The organism is Lysobacter sp. yr284 (genome assembly GCF_900107375.1).
In the GTDB taxonomy this organism is placed as follows: domain Bacteria; phylum Pseudomonadota; class Gammaproteobacteria; order Xanthomonadales; family Xanthomonadaceae; genus Lysobacter.
Genome location: NZ_FNPT01000008.1, coordinates 40,910 through 56,957, shown reverse-complemented (window position 1 = coordinate 56,957; position 16,048 = coordinate 40,910). Strand labels below are relative to the sequence as shown.

The 16,048-nt window shown below is 65.5% G+C and carries 12 protein-coding genes; 5 read left to right on the top strand and 7 right to left on the bottom strand.

Annotated features, from left to right (window positions below; translation table 11 throughout):
• Positions 1-141: 141 nt before the first annotated feature.
• On the bottom strand, positions 142-2,127 hold the full coding sequence (locus BLV01_RS14105; RefSeq protein ID WP_175485950.1) for a M13 family metallopeptidase: 1,986 nt from the start codon (positions 2,125-2,127) through the stop codon (positions 142-144).
• 186 nt (positions 2,128-2,313) lie between these two features.
• On the opposite strand from BLV01_RS14105, the gene BLV01_RS14100 reads away from it, so the two are divergent.
• The 5 genes from BLV01_RS14100 (at position 2,314) to BLV01_RS14080 (ending at position 9,156) form a co-directional block, all read left to right on the top strand.
• A complete protein-coding gene (locus tag BLV01_RS14100; RefSeq protein ID WP_091800679.1) occupies positions 2,314-3,102 on the top strand; it encodes a hypothetical protein in 789 nt (262 codons plus the stop codon).
• Between the two features lie 88 nt (positions 3,103-3,190).
• The gene (locus BLV01_RS14095; protein WP_091800674.1) at positions 3,191-3,751 is read left to right on the top strand and encodes a DUF3885 domain-containing protein; all 561 of its coding nucleotides are present in this window, start codon (positions 3,191-3,193) and stop codon (positions 3,749-3,751) included.
• 345 nt (positions 3,752-4,096) lie between these two features.
• The gene (locus BLV01_RS14090) at positions 4,097-5,596 is read left to right on the top strand and encodes a S8 family serine peptidase (RefSeq protein WP_091800670.1); all 1,500 of its coding nucleotides are present in this window, start codon (positions 4,097-4,099) and stop codon (positions 5,594-5,596) included.
• 298 nt (positions 5,597-5,894) lie between these two features.
• A complete protein-coding gene (locus BLV01_RS14085; protein WP_091800665.1) occupies positions 5,895-7,361 on the top strand; it encodes a S8 family serine peptidase in 1,467 nt (488 codons plus the stop codon).
• Positions 7,362-7,941: 580 nt separating this feature from the next.
• The gene (locus tag BLV01_RS14080) at positions 7,942-9,156 is read left to right on the top strand and encodes a S1 family peptidase (RefSeq protein WP_091800661.1); all 1,215 of its coding nucleotides are present in this window, start codon (positions 7,942-7,944) and stop codon (positions 9,154-9,156) included.
• Between the two features lie 279 nt (positions 9,157-9,435).
• Here the strand turns inward: BLV01_RS14080 and BLV01_RS14075 are convergent, their stop codons facing one another.
• The 6 genes from BLV01_RS14075 to BLV01_RS25485 form a co-directional block, all read right to left on the bottom strand.
• Complete coding sequence (locus BLV01_RS14075) at positions 9,436-10,890, bottom strand: XVIPCD domain-containing protein (RefSeq protein ID WP_139178689.1); 1,455 nt, start codon at positions 10,888-10,890, stop codon at positions 9,436-9,438.
• Position 10,891: 1 nt separating this feature from the next.
• Entirely contained in the window at positions 10,892-11,521 is a 630-nt protein-coding gene (locus tag BLV01_RS14070; RefSeq protein WP_139178688.1) for a hypothetical protein, read from the bottom strand.
• A gap of 164 nt (positions 11,522-11,685) precedes the next feature.
• On the bottom strand, positions 11,686-12,465 hold the full coding sequence (locus BLV01_RS14065) for a hypothetical protein (RefSeq protein WP_091800647.1): 780 nt from the start codon (positions 12,463-12,465) through the stop codon (positions 11,686-11,688).
• A gap of 15 nt (positions 12,466-12,480) precedes the next feature.
• Positions 12,481-12,714, bottom strand: a complete 234-nt coding sequence (locus BLV01_RS14060) for a DUF2188 domain-containing protein (RefSeq protein ID WP_091800640.1) — start codon at positions 12,712-12,714, stop codon at positions 12,481-12,483.
• Between the two features lie 667 nt (positions 12,715-13,381).
• Positions 13,382-13,849, bottom strand: coding sequence for a hypothetical protein (locus BLV01_RS14055; protein ID WP_057947190.1), 468 nt, complete (start codon positions 13,847-13,849; stop codon positions 13,382-13,384).
• A 643-nt stretch (positions 13,850-14,492) separates the two neighbouring features.
• Positions 14,493-16,022: an ApeA N-terminal domain 1-containing protein gene (locus BLV01_RS25485; RefSeq protein WP_139178687.1), complete on the bottom strand. Its 1,530-nt coding sequence runs from the start codon at positions 16,020-16,022 to the stop codon at positions 14,493-14,495.
• Positions 16,023-16,048 lie beyond the last annotated feature (26 nt).

Below are 16,048 nucleotides of genomic sequence, written 5' to 3'. Positions count from 1 at the left end.
ACGGGTTCACGTTCGCGCCGGCGCGCCGGTCTCACCCGAACCTCAGCGGAAAACTGCCTGAACGCGACATCGCGCGCGCCGCGCCCTGCCGCGCCCCGCCTTGGCGCGGCGCCGCGAACGACGCCGACGCCGTGGACGCCGTCACCACACCTCGCAGCGCAGTTCCTTCGCCCGCACCATCGCGTCGCCGGCCTTGCACTGGAACGCCTGCTGGAACGCCGGCAGGTTCGACAGCGGGCCGTTGACGCGGTACTTGGCGATCGGATGCGGGTCGCCCTGGATCATCGTGCGCTGGGTCTCCAGCCGGGTCTCGTCGCCGCGGAACTGGCCCCAGGCGATGAAGAACTGCTGCTCCGGGGTGAAGCCGTCCAGGGTCGGTTCCGGGCCCTTGCCCTCGCGCGACTTCAGGTACGCGCGGTACGCGATCTTGGCGCCGGCCAGGTCGCCGATGGATTCGCCCAGCACCAGCTTGCCGTTGTGGTGCACGCCCGGTTCGATGAAATAGCCCTCGAACTGGTCGACCACGCACTGGCCCTTGGCCGCGAACTGCTTGCCGTCGGCCGGCGTCCACCAGTTCGCCAGGCGGCCCTTCGCGTCGAACTGCGCGCCCTGGTCGTCGAAGCCGTGGCTGATCTCATGGCCGATGATGACGCCGATGGCGCCGTAGTTGACCGCATCGGTCGCGCTCACGTCGAACGCGGGCGGCTGCAGGATGCCGGCCGGGAACACGATCTCGTTCTGCAGCGGGTTGTAGTAGGCGTTCGAGGTCGGCGGGGTCATGCCCCAGCGGCTGCGGTCGGTCGGCTTGCCGACCTGGCCGCGGTTGTCCTCGACGTTCCAGCGCGAGGTCGCCACCAGGTTGTCCCAGGCCGAGCCGCGCGACACGGTCACGCCCTGGTAGTCCTTGAACTTGTCCGGATAGCCGAGCTTGGCGACGAAAGTGGAACGCTTCTCCAGCGCCTTTTGCTTGGTCGCCGCGTCCATCCAGTCCAACTCGCGGATGGTGTCGTCCATCGCCGCGAGGATGTTCTTGACCATGTCCTGCATGCGCGCCTTGGCTTCCGGCGGGAAGTACTTCTCCACGTACTTCTGCCCCAGCGCCTCGCCGAGCTGGGCGTCGGTGAGTTCGGCGCAGCGCTTCCAGCGCGGCTTCATTTCGGTGGCGCCGGTGAGGAACTTGCCGTTGAAGGCGAAGTTCTCCTCCACGAACGGCTGCGACAGCGAATCGGCGGCGGCGTTGAGCACGTGCCACTGCAGATAGACCTTCCACTGCGCTACCGGCGTGCCGGCCAGTTCCTTCTCGAACTGGCGCAGGAACTTGGGCTGGGTCACGTTGACCGCATCACGCGGCAGGTGCGCGGCGTCGAAGTAGCCGCCCCAGTCGAAGCCCGGCGCGAGCTTGGCCAAGCCGGCGAACGCGGTCGGGTTGTCCTGCAGCTTGGGATCGCGCAGCTGCACGTTGTCCAGCGAAGCCTCGGCCAGGCGCTTTTCGAAATCGAACACGGTCTGCGCGTCGCGCCGGGCCTGTTCGGCCGGCGTGCCGGCCAGTTCGAACATCTTCGCAACGTGCGCCAGGTACTTGGCGCGTGCCTCGACGAAGCGCGGCTCGGGCTTGAGGTAGTAATCGCGGTCGGGCATGCCCAGCCCGCCGGCGTAGATATGGGCGATGGTCTTGGACGGCTCGCGCAGGTCTTCGCCGGCCGACAGCGCGAACGGCGCGGCGATGCCGGCGTCGTGCAGCTTGCCGATCTCGCGCTGGATGCCGGCGCGGTCCTTGAGCCCGCCGATCTCGTCCAGCCACGGCCGCACCGGCTTGGCGCCGAGCCCGTCGACCCGCGACTCGTCCATGCACGCGGCGTAGAAATCGCCGGCCAACTGCCCGGCGCTGCCCTTGGCCCAGTCCTGCCGCCCCGACAGCTCGGTCAGGATGTCGCGCACCCGCTCCTTGTTGAGCTCGCCGGACTGCCAGCGCCGGCTCCAGCGGTCCATGTAGTCGGGGATCGGGTTCTGCTGGCGCCAGGCGCCGTTGGCGTAGTCGAAGAAATCGTTGCAGGCATTGCCCTGGCGATTGAGATCGCCGGGCTGGATGCCGTGCAGACCGCCGGCAGTGGCGGTGGAAACGGCCAACAAAGCGATGAGCGCAAGACGCGACCTGGCCACGGCGTTACCCCGGTTGGATGGTGTGGCCACTATAGCCACGGCCTGCGCGGCGGCCCGTCCCGGAAGTACTGGCCGCCGCGTCGGCGGCGGCCGAAATTGACGACCCGATCGCGATTGCCAATGCTAGCCGCACCGTCCCCCTCGCCCGCCGCCATGAACCCCGACTCTGGCTACACCCGCACCCGCACCCGCCGCGCCGGCGCCGGCCTCGCCGCCGCCGCGCTGTGCCTGCTCGCCGCCGGCGTCCAGGCCCAGGGCGCCTACCCGTGCAACGGCGCCGGGCCGGGCCGCGACATGGTCGGCATGACCCCGGCCGGCCAGGGCGTGGCGGCGATGCCGCTGTGCGTGGACCGCCCCGCCGCCGCGTCGCCGCAAGCCGCCGCCGCGCCGCCGGACCCGATGCGGGCCATGGTCGGCGAGGCCTTCGTGCAGATGAGCCAGCGCTTCCAGAACGCGCAACGCAAACTCGAAGAACGCCAGCGCATCGACAGCGACCCGCAGAACCGGCGCATGGTCGAAGGCCAGTGGGCGTTCTTCCCCAAGGCCGACGGCGGCCGCGAGGAATCCTGCGCGGCGATGTTCTCCAACCGCCAGGGCGTGGTCCGGATCATGGGCCCGGGCCCCGGCTTCAAGGGCGCGACGCTGACCTTCTGGGGCAGCGACATCCCCAAGCCCGCCACGCTGCAGACCGTGCCGATGACCTTGCTCCAGCCCAAGGCCGCGCCGAGCACGGTGCCGGCGCTGAACTACTACCACCCCGACGAACGCCTGGGCGCGATCGTCTTCGTGGTGCCGTCGATCGAGGCCGCGCTCGGCGCGTTCGAGGAAACCCAGCACTTCGAAGTCGCGCAGGCCGGCAAATCGCTGATCCGGATCGACTGGACCGGCGGCGACGCCGCGCGCGAGAAACTGCGCCAATGCGTGAAGCGCCACGCCCGCTGATGCAGGCTTCGCACGCACACAGCCGCGCCGCCCGCGGCCAGCCGCGCGCGCAGGCCGCACGCCGCGCCGCGCCCATCGCAACCCGCGCATGACGCCCGCCGCGATCCTCGCCTCCTGGCAACGCGCTTACCCCGGCGTTGCGCCGGTGGGTTTCCTTTGCCGCCGCGCCCTGCCCCAGCGCTGGGTGCGCACCCACAGCCTGGCCGAGGCCAAGCGCTATCCGGATTCGCCGCAGGAACTGGCGCAGGCGGTGGCGCGCTACAACGCCACCGCCGCGCACGTGCTCGGCGAAGACCGCGACAGCTTGCTGTTCGTCGCCCGCTTCGGCGAAGAAACCCGCTTGCGCGACGACGAAGCCGCGCAACTGCGCGCACTGCGGCCGGTGCACGTGCTCGGCCACGGCCGCGACGACGACGCGATCCAGGTGTTCGCCGCGCCCGTGCGCTGGGGCAGCGGCGCGTTCGATGCGTTGCTCGCCGGCATCGCCGAGGAAGGCACCGGCTCGACGCTGTTCTTCGATCCCGCCGGCGGCGGCGCGTTCGCGCCCTACGACGGCGGCGCCGACCACTTCCTCGCCTCGCCCGAACAGGCCGCGCAGATGAAGGCGCGCTTCGCCGCGTGGCTGTCGCCGCGGCCCGACGGACTGTGATCGCCGCGGCCGCCGGCTGACGCAGTTCGCCCGCCGCGCCCGCACCCGCGCCGCCCAAGCGCGCGCAGCGACGGCGGAAAACCACCCACCGTGCCATGTTTCCCCGCCGCGGCGGCCGCGCCGGCGCCGCCGCGACGCGGCCAAGGCGTGTGCGCGATCCAGATTTTCGCAACAAAAACACCGCCGCCGAACGCATCGGCGAAACCGTGATGGGCCGCCATCCGGCGCCGACGGCGCCTGCCTACTCTCGGCCCGGGCCGCAGCGCCGGCCCCACCGCTCCCACCGCCGCGAAGCCCGCAGCGCGCCGCTTCGCATGACGACACCTCCCTTTCCAGGACCCTCTCATGCGTTCCATCGCCCACTCCCGTCCCACGCTCCTGCTCCGCGCCCTGCTGCCGTGCCTGGCGCTGGCCGCGATCCCCGCCGTCGCCGCGGCCGCCTCGCCGTCGGGCCCGGCCGCGCCGCAGCAACTGCTGCCCAAGCCGATCAAGACCCAGCTCGGCCGCTACGACTCGCGCGAGTTCATCGAAGTCAAGTTCGTCGACGACAGCCAGGTCGGCCTGCAGGGCGGCCGCCTGGGCTCAGCCAAGTACGGCCGCCTCGCCGCATTGGAAAGCCTCACCGGCGGCGCCGGCCCGGTCGCCGCGCTGGAACCGCTGTTCCGCGCCGATGCCGCGACCTTGCAAGCGCTGGCCAAGAGCGCGCAAGCCGCGCAGCCGCAGCCCGACCTGAGCCAGTGGTTCCGCCTGCGGGTCAAGCCCGGCCAGGACATCGCCCGGGTCATCGACGAACTCAACGCCATGAGCATCGTCGAGACCGCCTACGCCGCGCCGCTGCCGGTCGCGCTGCCGGCCACGCCGAGCTACAGCGGCAACCAGTACTACAAGCTGCCCGCCGCGCAGAGCGGCATCGACAGCGAATACGCGCGCACCCAGCCCGGCGGCAACGGCGCCGGCGTGCGCGTGCTCGACATCGAGTACAGCTGGAACACCAACCACGAAGACCTGTCCAAGCTGCGCCTGGCCGGCGCGCGCATCAACAACGGCACGCCCAACGATCCGTTCAGCGACAACAACCACGGCACCGCGGTGCTCGGCCAGCTGGTCGCCGACAACAACGGCATCGGCGTCACCGGCCTGGTCGACGGCGCCACCGCGCACATCACCAACGCGATGAACACCGAGCGCGGCTACGACCCGGCCAACGCCATCCTGACCGCCGCCAACGCGCTGCGCGCCGGCGACGTGATCCTGATCGAACAACAGGCGGCCGGCCCGAGCGGCTGCAGCGGCTACGTGCCGGTGGAATGGATCGCCTCGGTGCATGCGGCCATCGTCACCGCGACCAACAAGGGCATCCACGTGGTCCAGGCCGGCGGCAACGGCAACATGAACCTCGACAACACCTCGTGCTTCGGCTCGCCGTTCCCCGCCGGCCGCGCCGACTCGGGCTCGATCATCGTCGGCGCCGGCGGCGCGCGTTCCACCACGTGGTGCAGCGACGGCACCGGCGAACGCGCCAAGCAGTCGTTCTCGACCTACGGCGCGCGCGTCAACGTCCAGGCCTGGGGCCGCTGCGTCACCACCACCGGCTACGCCGACCTCTACAACGGCGGCGCCAACGCCTACTACACCAAGACCTTCTCCGGAACTTCGAGCGCTTCGCCGATCGTCGCCTCGGCGGTGGTCGCGCTGTCGGGCATCGCCAAGCAACGCGGCATCACCCTGACCCCGCGACAGATGCGCGACCTGCTCAAGAACACCGGCACCGCGCAGACCGGCGGCGGCAACATCGGCCCGCTGCCGAACCTGCGCGCGGCCATCGCGCAGTTGGGCAGCCTGTAAGCGGCCCCGCGGGCGGAGGGCCGCGGCCCTTCGCCCGTGCGTTTGCGCCAACGAAGACCCGCGTCGCCATCGCGCAAGGCATAGCGGGGCGACTGCAATCCCAGGCATGTGCGTTGTACTCAAGGCCGCGGACGAAACGCGAACCCGAATAACGCGCACAGATCCTGCGCCTCGCGCCGCCGCATGCAGCCGCAGCGCCGGCACCGGGCGTGCTAAAGCGAAAACGCAGTCGCGACAGACTGCCTCGCGCCGGCCAGGACGGCGCGCGTTACCGCCTCACTGAACAAGGAGTCGTTTCATGCAGATCGCATGCAAGTCGCTGGCGGCCGCCACCGTATTCGCCGCCCTGCTCGGCCCGCCGGCGCCGGCCGCGGCGCAATCGAGCGTGCCGAAGCCGTCGAAGACCGTACTGGGCCGTCATCAGTCCCGCGAATTCATCGAGGTCAAGTTCGTGCACGACAGTCGGATCAGCCAGCGCGACGGCCGCCTGACTTCGGCCAGGTTCGGCCGCCTCGACGCGCTCGATGGCCTGCTCGGCGGCGCCGGCCCGGTCGCCTCGCTGGAACCGCTGTTCCGTGCCGATGCCGTCGCCCTGGCCGGGCGCGCCCCGCGCCTGCCAGCGACGGCGCACGCCACGCCGCCCGACCTGAGCCAGTGGTTCCGCGTGCGGGTCAAGCCAGGCCAGGACGCCGCACGCGTGATCGACGAACTCAACGCCATGAGCATCGTCGAAATCGCCTACCCGGCCCCGCTGCCCCCGCCGCCGCCCGCCACGCCCGCCTACCACACCTTCCAGCTGTACCAGCGTCCCGCGTCGTTGAGCGGCATCGACAGCGAATACGCCCGCACGGTTCCCGGCGGCGACGGCACCGGCGTGCGCGTGCTGGACATCGAATACAGCTGGAACACCCAGCATGAAGACCTGTCCAAACTGCGCCTGCCCGGCGCGTTCGTCGCCAACGGCACGCTGGTCGACCCGTTCAACGACAACCACCACGGCACCGCGGTGATGGGCCAGCTGATCGCCGACGAAAACGGATTCGGCGTGACCGGCCTGGTTCCGCGCGCCTCTGCCCACTACACCAATGCGAACAGCGCCGAGCGCGGTTACGACCTGGCCAACGCCGTCCTCGTTGCCGCCAACGCCCTGAGCGCCGGCGATGTGATGCTGATCGAACAACAGATCGGCGGGCCGAGCGGCTGCGCCGAGTACGTGCCCTCGGAATGGACGCCCTCGGTCTACGACGCCATCGTCGCCGCGACCAACAAGGGCATCCACGTGGTCCAGGCCGGCGGCAACGGCAACATGAATCTCGACAACGCCGCCTGCTTCGGCTCGCCGTTCCCAAGCGGCAAAGGCGATTCGGGCTCGATCATCGTCGGCGCCGGCGGCGCTTACTCCACGCTGTGGTGCACCGACAACACGCCCGCGCGATCCAGGCAGTGGTTCTCGACCTACGGCGCGCGCGTCGACGTCCAGGCCTGGGGTTGGTGCGTCACCACCACCGGCGTAGGCAATCTCTACAACGGCGGCGCCAACGCCACCTACACCAAGACCTTCAACGGCACCTCCAGCGCTTCGCCGATCGTCGCTGCGGCGGTGGTCGCGCTGTCGGGCATCGCCAAGCAGCGCGGCATCACCGTGACCCCGCGACAGATGCGCAACCTGCTCAAGAGCACCGGCACGCCGCAGGCCGGCGGCGGCGGCAACATCGGCCCACTGCCGAACCTGCGCGCGGCGATCGCGCAGTTGGGCGCGCGGTGATTCGCCCGTGGGCGAAGGCGCCACGCCTTCGCCCACGGTTCGCGCCGGCCCGGTCGCAGCCGTGGCCGCGCCGGGCGTTCACGGTCGCTCAGCGTCGTTGATCGCGCTGCGCGCGCGCGGCGGTCGGCGCCGTCTGGACCCAAACGGTTTCGGTCAAAATCTGAACCGCGCGCCGCACTCGCCAGATTGCGCAAACAGGCCCGCCGAGGCATCGGCGGGCCTTCGCGTTTCACCACCTGCGGCGCCCGCGTGCATTGCAGGCATCACGTTTTTGCGCGCGGCTTCAGCGCGCGCTAAGCCTGCGGCGAGCGCGGATCGTGCAGCGTAGAAACACTCCGAATAACGATCACGCTTCGCGCTTGATGTTCATTCTTTTCATGCGCGAATGCGCATAAAGACCGATCGCTCGAATCCACGAAACCGTCGCATTTTCCAGGTAGGGGCGCCCGCGGCGCCGGCGTTCTAATAAGTGCGGCACGACTGCGCGCGCCACACACACACCGCGCGAGCCAAAGACCTGACGAGGCCTGCCGTGATCACTGTTCGCATCCTTCCCTTCCCGTTTGAGGAGTTATCGGATATGCGCAAGTTCAGTATGTCGGTCCTCGCTGTCGCCGCCGCCATGGTCGTATCGGGTTCGGCGCTCGCCGCCGACGACCTCGCCCCCGCGTTGAAGACGGCCATGAAGCGCGACCTCGGCCTGACCGACAAGCAGCTGACCCAGTACCTCACCACCGAGCGTCTGGCCACCGAGCAGGAAAAGGGCCTCGCCAAGCAGCTCGGCGACAACTACGCCGGCGCGTGGCTGGAGCGTAAGGCCGACGGTTCGTTCGGCTTCGTCGCCGCCAGCACCTCGGTCAGCAAGGCCAAGACCCTCACCGGCATCGAGACCCGCCAGGCGCGTCACAGCCTGAAGGCGCTCGACACCGCCAAGGGCCAGCTCGACAGCCTGCTCTCGCGCAGCGCCAAGGTGCCCAAGGGCGTGTACAGCTGGTCGGTCGACCTGCCGAGCAACAGCGTCGTCGTCGGCGTCGCCCCGGGCGCGCAGGCCACCGGCGAAGACTTCGTCGCCCGCAGCGGCCTCGACGCCAGCGTCGTCCGCTTCGAGACCATGAACGAAGCGCCGCAGCGCCGCATCGCCATCCAGGGCGGCCGCGGCATGCTGCGCAACCCGGGCGACGGCTACCTGTACGCCTGCTCGGTCGGCTTCCCGGTCACCAAGGGCACGACCCTCGGCTACGCCACCGCCGGCCACTGCGGCGACGTCGGCGAAATCGTCTATCAGGAAAACGGCCAGTGGAACCCGGGCGTGCGCGTCGGCACCTTCGCCGCCTCGTCGATGCCCAGCGGCACCGGCACCGGCCCGGACCGCGGCTGGGTCAAGGTCGACAGCAACCACACCCTGTCGGCCAGCGTCTACGGCTACGGCAGCGGCGACGTGACCGTGAAGGGCAGCACCGAAGCCGCCGTCGGCGCGGCGCTGTGCCGCTCCGGCCGCACCTCCGGCTGGCACTGCGGCGCCATCCGCACCAAGAACATGACCGTCTCCTACGTCGACGACGCCGGCAACCCCGACGGCACCGTCACCGGCCTGACCCGCACCAGCGCGTGCGCCGAAGGCGGCGACTCCGGCGGCTCGTTCATCACCAGCGTCGGCCAGGCGCAGGGCGTGCTGTCGGGCGGTAGCGGCAGCTGCTCGGGCAGCCAGGGCAATCCGGGTGGCGGCAACAGCTACTTCTCGCCGATCAAGCCGATCCTGAGCGCGTATGGGTTGACGCTGAAGACCAACCCGTAAGCACCGCCAAGCGACTGCGACACCCCCAAGCGCCCCGGGAAACCGGGGCGCTTTTTATTTGCCGCCATTGCTGCGCACTGCAAGCAAAGACGCACCACCCCGAAGCCCCTGTAGGAGCGGCGCAAGCCGCGACCGCGCAGCGACCGCTCGCGGCGAAAGCTTCGCCGTAGCTGCCTTGTCGCGGTCGCGGCTTGCGCCGCTCCTACAGTCGGACGTCGTCGCGGCGCATCTAAAGGAAGAGTTCCCAGCCGCCCCAGGCAGACCAAACTCAACCACCGCTCAACGCGGCCCGATCTTCGCAACCGACGGCTCATGCGTATCGATGGCCTGCGCCTGATGCGGGGTTTGCTGCGACCGATCGAACAGCGCCAGCCGCTCGAAAGACACTTCAACCGCCGTTTCCGTCGCCATCGCCGTCTTCATGTGGGCGCGACGGTGGGCCGGGTCGTCCAAGCGCCCTTCGACCACAAACACATTCTCGCCGGCCTCGGCGTCCCCGCTCTTCCCGCTAAGCACCACATGGTCGATATGCGACAAACCCTGCTCCCTGCCCAGCGCCGTCAGGCTCGCCGCCAGCCGTTCGCTGGCATCGTCCCAGGCGCGGCCCCGTTGAGCATTCAATGCAATCACGCCCTGCCGCGCCTGCAGATAAAGCGAATGATCCGCATGCTCCGGCGAACCAGGGCCCGAAGCGCGCTTCACCGCGAGCGCTGGCGGCTCGATATCGGGCGACACTGCATCCTGCCGACCGAGCGAACCGGCGTCGCGCAGATTGCGCATGACCGGCTTTGCGCTGGTTGTGTCGTAAAAATTGAAATCGACTTTGTGGTTCGCGAAACTCACCCCTTCGCGCTCGATCTTCCGCAAATCCCATCCCAGCCGTCCGAGATCCAGATGCATCGGCGCGTCCGGCGCGCTCAACGGATTTTCAGTCAGGTTGTCGGCGGCGATCTTCAGGTCGGCGATACGGCCCATCGTGTGAGCCGCATAGTAGTTTCGATAGTCCAGATCGCGATGCGTCCCCAACCGGACCGCATCGGCCCGCGCGTCGAAATGGCACAGCGCCACCGCCTCCAGGTTGTCCGGCGTGTAAGCGATGCGGCCATTGTCGGGATTCGGCCGGATGCCGCCGACCCAGCCATACTCGCCCGTGTTCGGATTCTGCTCGATGCAGAGCGTCGTATCCGCCGCCCGCCTGAGCACCTGCTGATCGTCGGCGCCGGGATCGAGATGCCGGATCCGCGATACGACGGCATTGACCGAGTGAAGCTCGGCATAGGCCTCGTCCCAACGTTGACGCTGTTGCAACCTCAGCGCGATCTCGGTCGGATCATGCACCTGCGCATCCGATTGGAACCGCACGGCAAGGTCACGCTCGAACTGCCTGTGCCGGAATACTCGATCGTCCTGGTTCGCCGCGTGCGCCGCCTCATGGGCCAACGCGCCGACCAGGCCGTCCATTTCGCCGGGATTCGCGGCCGCCGCGCGCAATGTGGCCCGGCTCACGTTCAACTCCCCGCCGCGATCGTCGAAATGCGCGCCCGATCCAGCCACCGATTGCGCGGTAAAGGCCTGGATCACCCCGCGGCCCAGCCCGGTCTCGATGAGTTGCGCCAGATACGGCGACTCGCTGATCGCCCGACGCATCGCCGCGCTTTCGGCGTCGGTCGGGCTCTGGGTCTTGTCGAACCGGGCCAGCATGGCTTCGACGCGCGGATCGACCGCTACCGGCACGTCAGCCTCCGCGAGCCGCCAGCTTCAAGGCATAGATGCAGTTTCGCGCCCCGCCCTTTTCGGCGGAAAGCTCCCGCTCGAACACGGAGATGCTGATCGGGCTCGAAGCGGGCGGTGGGTTCTGGGTGAAGAGGGAATAGGGCCGCTTGCCCGTCCCTAGTTCGGAGGCCTTGAAGCCCAGCCTATCGACCAATAGCGAGCGGACACGCATCGAATCCAGATAGCACTTCTTGCCGTCGTCCGCCGGATTGGCGATTGCCAGCTCAAGCCCGTCTTCATCGGGATACAACTCGATCCGGAAGCGATCCCTTTCAGAAAGCGAGCCGTGAAGCGACCATTCCTGCGGACGTCCGTCGGCCGATGGCTTGGCATCGAACTCGGCCCCCAATACGGCTTCGACCGCATCTCGGCGAATGCGCCGATCCTGGGCGACCCGCTCGACCAAGTCCAAGATCGATGCTTCGTAGCGGCTGGCTATGCGATTCAAGCGAGGATCGGCGTTCAACGTCAGCACAGGGGCGTTCGGCGGTGTCGCACTGTCGCCAGACGCGACCGAACAGGCCGAGGCCAGGGACAACACCGCGAGTGCGAGCAACACTTCCGACATGGGCCGCGGCTTCGGACGTTTCATGCGGCAACGCCCCCTGGGCGAAACATCGACTCTTGCGAAAAGTCCACGAATCAAGCCCAAGTTGCAAGCCTGATCGCGCCTGATCGGATCGTAAGCGGCGGCATCATGATTGTGTGCGGCTTTCAGGGAAGCGCCCCGAGATCCGGGGCGCCGTTTTTCCTAGTTCAAGGCGCAGCCGGCGGCGGCAAGGTGGGTTTCCCGGTCTGGTCTCCCGACCCCGGCTTCGGACGAGCGTGAGAGCGCACCTCCATTCCCGAACGCTCCAACTGCCGCACAAGCTTCAACCGGACGTCGTAGAAGGCGATCTGCTCCGACGAGGTCGCCAACACGAATCCAGAGGCGACCGGCTTATCGTCCTTCCATAACTCGGCGCACGGATTGTCCGCTTGACAGCCCTTTGCGAATTTGGACGCATCCGCTGCGGCGGCATCCGCACCGGCTGTCTCCCCAATCGCTCCTGGGATGAGAAAGATCATGAACGCACCAAGCATCAACGCGTACGTGCCTGCCCAGGTCAAGACAGAAAAAAGAAACGACTCGATGGCGAAGGCGAACAACTCAAACGATTTGTGCTGGGGCTTATTGTCGTCTTTGCTGTTTTTTTTCCTGGAGGCTGCGGGCTCACGCCGCGAGCCCAGCTTTACGGCAACAACAACAACGGCCGCAAATACAAACAGCCCGAAAGACGCCTCGCTGAAAATGGACCGAGATATCAAACTGACTGGTGGAATGGTGGAATAGTAGCCATTCACCATCAGCCAATCGGCCTCCCGCGTGAAACCATCGGGATCGATATTGAAAGCCAGCAAGTAGCTCTTCTGCGCGATGTAACCCGCCAAATGCAGACAGACCCCGCCCAGAGAGGCGAAGACAGCGCCTATGGCCAAGATTTTCGTGACGTACGACAGCACGCCGTCGCTCTTGCCCTCTTCGTTGCTACTCATGGTAAGCCTCCTTGCTCAGTGCTTCTGATCGTTCGGCGGATGCGGATCGTTCCCGTAGCTATCGCTGTCCTGAATCCGCCCATCGCGCCCATGGATGACGAGTTCGACCTCGTCCTTGCGGGCCAGATCGCGCCCGGCCTCTTCGGCATCGGCCTTGCGCTCGTGCACGGAACTGGCCCGCTCGGCGCCTTCGCGCTTCACGGCCCAGCCGTCGGGGTGGGGTACGACGTGGATGTCTCGCTTCGACATGATCCTTTGTCCTATCGGTTTGCGCGCTGATCGCGCCGGCCGACGCTAGCACCGAGGAATCGGTCTGCCTGGGCAATTACATAATCCGTGTGCCACGGCGTGCCGCGTCATCAGAGAAACGAGACAACGCGCAAAGCCAGGCCACCGGCCGCGGACCTCACCGACTACACAGGCATCGTAAAAGCGCCCAAGACTCACAGCGGTTCTGGCCGCGCCCTACTCCCGCCCACGTGCCCGCCGGCCCGGCCCGATGCGCTCGGGGCCAAGCAGAATGCTCGCTCAGCCGAGCAGATTGCTCGCATCATGGAGCTCGAAAGCGCTAGCTCCGAGCTGCGCCCTCGGACGACCGAGCAAAGCTCCTGGCTCGCAAAGCCTTCTGCCTGAACCACCGAGCCCGACGCTGCCTCGATGGAGCCGTCTGCTCGGGCGACCGAGCATGCCGGGGCATCGGGCAAGCTTTTCGCTCGGCTGCCCGAGCAAATTGCTCTATCGATAGAGCAATTTGCTCGGTCGGCAGAGCCCGCCGCAGCAAACATTCCCCCTCCCCCACCCGCCCCCGCCGGTTCGGCCACTCGGCCGGCACCCTGGACCCGCTGCGCAAAAAAATGCCGCCCGAAGGCGGCAGAAACACGACGAAGGCCCAGACCTAGCCGCCCGACATACCGGCTCACGCCGGCGGCGTCGCCGGCTCCCGGCGGCCCCGCGCCCAGCGCGCCGACATTTCCTTGCGCAGCCCGTCCAGGCCCTGGTTCTTGCCGGCCACCTTGAGCAGCCCATACGCCTCCAGCGAGAACGCCATGATGTCGGCGCCCAGCGCCAGCTCCGTATCGTCGCCGCGCTCGGCCAAGCGCTGCAGACGGTCGAGCAGCGGGCTCAGGCGGTCGAGCGTGCGCAGGTCCAGCAACGCGCCGGCCAAGTCCACGCTGGGCGGCACCACCTGCGGGTTCTGCTCCAGCACCCGCACCGCCTGCCGACAGAACGTCTCGGACTTCGGGCCCATCTTGGCGAGCCGGCGGCGATCGTCCGGCGACAACGAGACCAGCCCGGACAGCACCGCCTCTAACTGGGACAAGGCTTCGTGGGCCGCAGCGAGCTGCTCGTCGCTGACATCGAGGGTGATCAGGTTTTGACTCATCGCGAATCTCCGTTTCGATTTGGACGCGCGTCGGATCGACGGCGAGCGGCATCGTCGCGGAGGGGGCGCGCGACGGGGAGTCGGGGAGCGCCGCATTGCGGGGTCGGAGATTTCCTGGGGGAAAACGTATGCACAAAGGCACAACGCGCATAAAACACATGTTCATGCGGCATCGACTCATACAGATGGCACACAGCCACAGTCGGCTCAACCCTAATACGCGGAACTGACCCATACGCGGCAAAGCCGCGGCGCTACCCACGCCGCCTCCGTACGTCTAGGGGCCGTATGGTGCTGCCGCATGGACAATGCGGTCTAGGTCATCAGCCAAGCGGTCGAAGCAGTGGGCCAGGGCTTCGGCGGAGAGGTAGACCACGTCTGGGCTGTCCTCTCCCTGTGGCTGCGCGAGTTGGGCTAGCAAATGAAGATGATCGCGAGCTTGGATCAGGGCTTGGTGAGCTCCGAGTGGAAGGATGTAGCAATCAAACCTTAAAACCGAGCGTTTTCTATTTCCCATGGCGAACACTCATAAGGACCACCACCAACACTATCAGCCACCAATCAACATTCAAAATCAGAATAAAAAAATATCAATAAAAATCCCACCATGATCAAATTTTAAATCGAAAAATATAATAACCCACTACTTATTAATGCACTCCTTGAAAAAATTATAATTATCCTTATATCCCAAACGAAAGGCGCCAAACGGATGATCCGCCTGAGGCGAACCTGCGGCCCAAGCCTCATAATTCCAGCCACAGTCGATCAGATCGGACACCCCAAAAACAAATTCCAACGCATCCGTTAAAAAAACAACAGCTCTAAAATTATCTGCGTAATCGATACGCCCAGCCGAACCATGAACATAGTGATTCCTGCAATTAACCGCTTCCTGCAAAACCAAGTCTAATCCGGGGAAATACTGGTCAATCCCACAACTGAGCATTCGACTAAGCGTTTTACGTTTAAGACTCAGATCCCCCATCCTTCCGAGGGCATTTAGCATGCTGTCCCTTTCCAAAGAAGGCGGGACAGACTTAAACAATTTACGCGCATTAGACCGCGCCTCTTCCAGCTCATTTGACAGCCGGACCGGCGCCGGATAGGCAGAATCAGGGAGAATATCAAACATATTGGCTGCGGCAATTATCCTATCAACAGAATAACTGGATCTCCTTATATTTCCACCAAGGCGAATTCTCGCATCCGCCCTCTCCGCATCTATGGCGAAGTATTTTCTTACCACTTCCATGTAATTTTCAACACCGCGCGCGGTGCACAATAAGACGTCATTTGGACCAGGCGACTCATGCTTATTTTCTTTCGAACCAATCCTTCTGGGCGCATGGGAAATAAAAACTCGCAAAGGAGCTTCATGCTCCGGTTGCTCATCCAGTCGCACATCAACTGTCAACAGCGCCTGTTTCCTACCGATAATTAGCTCAAAAAAACGGATCAATGAATATAATCGCCGAATAGCCTCATCTAAAGCCAGAGCGCATTCAAAACGCAACGCAACCATAATCTTATTACGCAAAGCCCATCCTGCCGGCCCACCCATCGTCTCAGATACGTGATGCCGAGCCTTTATTTCAGCTAACGAGCATTGAACAGTCGCTATCTCAAATTTTCCCGAAAAATACCCAACAATTGGATTATCTCCAACATCTAACGGCCGGATATGCGCCTTATCCTTTCTAAGGAGGGGCGCAAAGGGGGCGGGGTCAATCACCGCACCAAAGGCATCGAAATCATAAAACACAGAATTAACATCACTAAACCCTACGACCAACTCAATTACGCAAGCCGTTTCTTTTTGCAGATGCCGCGAACCCACCACAATAATATTTGGAAACAAACTGGCCGAAAACTTTTTCCGCCCTCGGCCTTGCGTAGCTGTTAGCACACAGTCAACAAGAGTCGCACACTCGCCGTTATGCAGTCGGCCCAATAGGTACTCATATCCTTGAGGCACAGGAGGAAATGCCTGATCATCAAAAAGACTCAAAGATGACCGCCTTCCATTTATATCTAAAGCCCCAAATGCTTTACGCCCACCCATTAAATCGAAAACTCCCGTCGGCTTTCTCTCATCCTTAAACATCGAAGCCCCGCTACTTTTTTTATGGGACAAAATATCAAAAACACCCAGACAGAAACTACAGTTCATTCACAACGTAACGCGTCACTTAGTAG

Bases quoted from the DNA above. Each gene is read 5' to 3' on its own strand.
- BLV01_RS14100 (WP_091800679.1), top strand. From the start codon at position 2,314: ATGAACCCCGACTCTGGCTACACCCGCACCCGCACCCGCCGCGCCGGC.
- BLV01_RS14095 (WP_091800674.1), top strand. From the start codon at position 3,191: ATGACGCCCGCCGCGATCCTCGCCTCCTGGCAACGCGCTTACCCCGGC.
- BLV01_RS14090 (WP_091800670.1), top strand. From the start codon at position 4,097: ATGCGTTCCATCGCCCACTCCCGTCCCACGCTCCTGCTCCGCGCCCTG.
- BLV01_RS14085 (WP_091800665.1), top strand. From the start codon at position 5,895: ATGCAGATCGCATGCAAGTCGCTGGCGGCCGCCACCGTATTCGCCGCC.
- BLV01_RS14080 (WP_091800661.1), top strand. From the start codon at position 7,942: ATGCGCAAGTTCAGTATGTCGGTCCTCGCTGTCGCCGCCGCCATGGTC.
- BLV01_RS14070 (WP_139178688.1), bottom strand. From the start codon at position 11,521: ATGAAACGTCCGAAGCCGCGGCCCATGTCGGAAGTGTTGCTCGCACTC.
- BLV01_RS14065 (WP_091800647.1), bottom strand. From the start codon at position 12,465: ATGAGTAGCAACGAAGAGGGCAAGAGCGACGGCGTGCTGTCGTACGTC.
- BLV01_RS14060 (WP_091800640.1), bottom strand. From the start codon at position 12,714: ATGTCGAAGCGAGACATCCACGTCGTACCCCACCCCGACGGCTGGGCC.
- BLV01_RS14055 (WP_057947190.1), bottom strand. From the start codon at position 13,849: ATGAGTCAAAACCTGATCACCCTCGATGTCAGCGACGAGCAGCTCGCT.
- BLV01_RS25485 (WP_139178687.1), bottom strand. From the start codon at position 16,022: ATGAACTGTAGTTTCTGTCTGGGTGTTTTTGATATTTTGTCCCATAAA.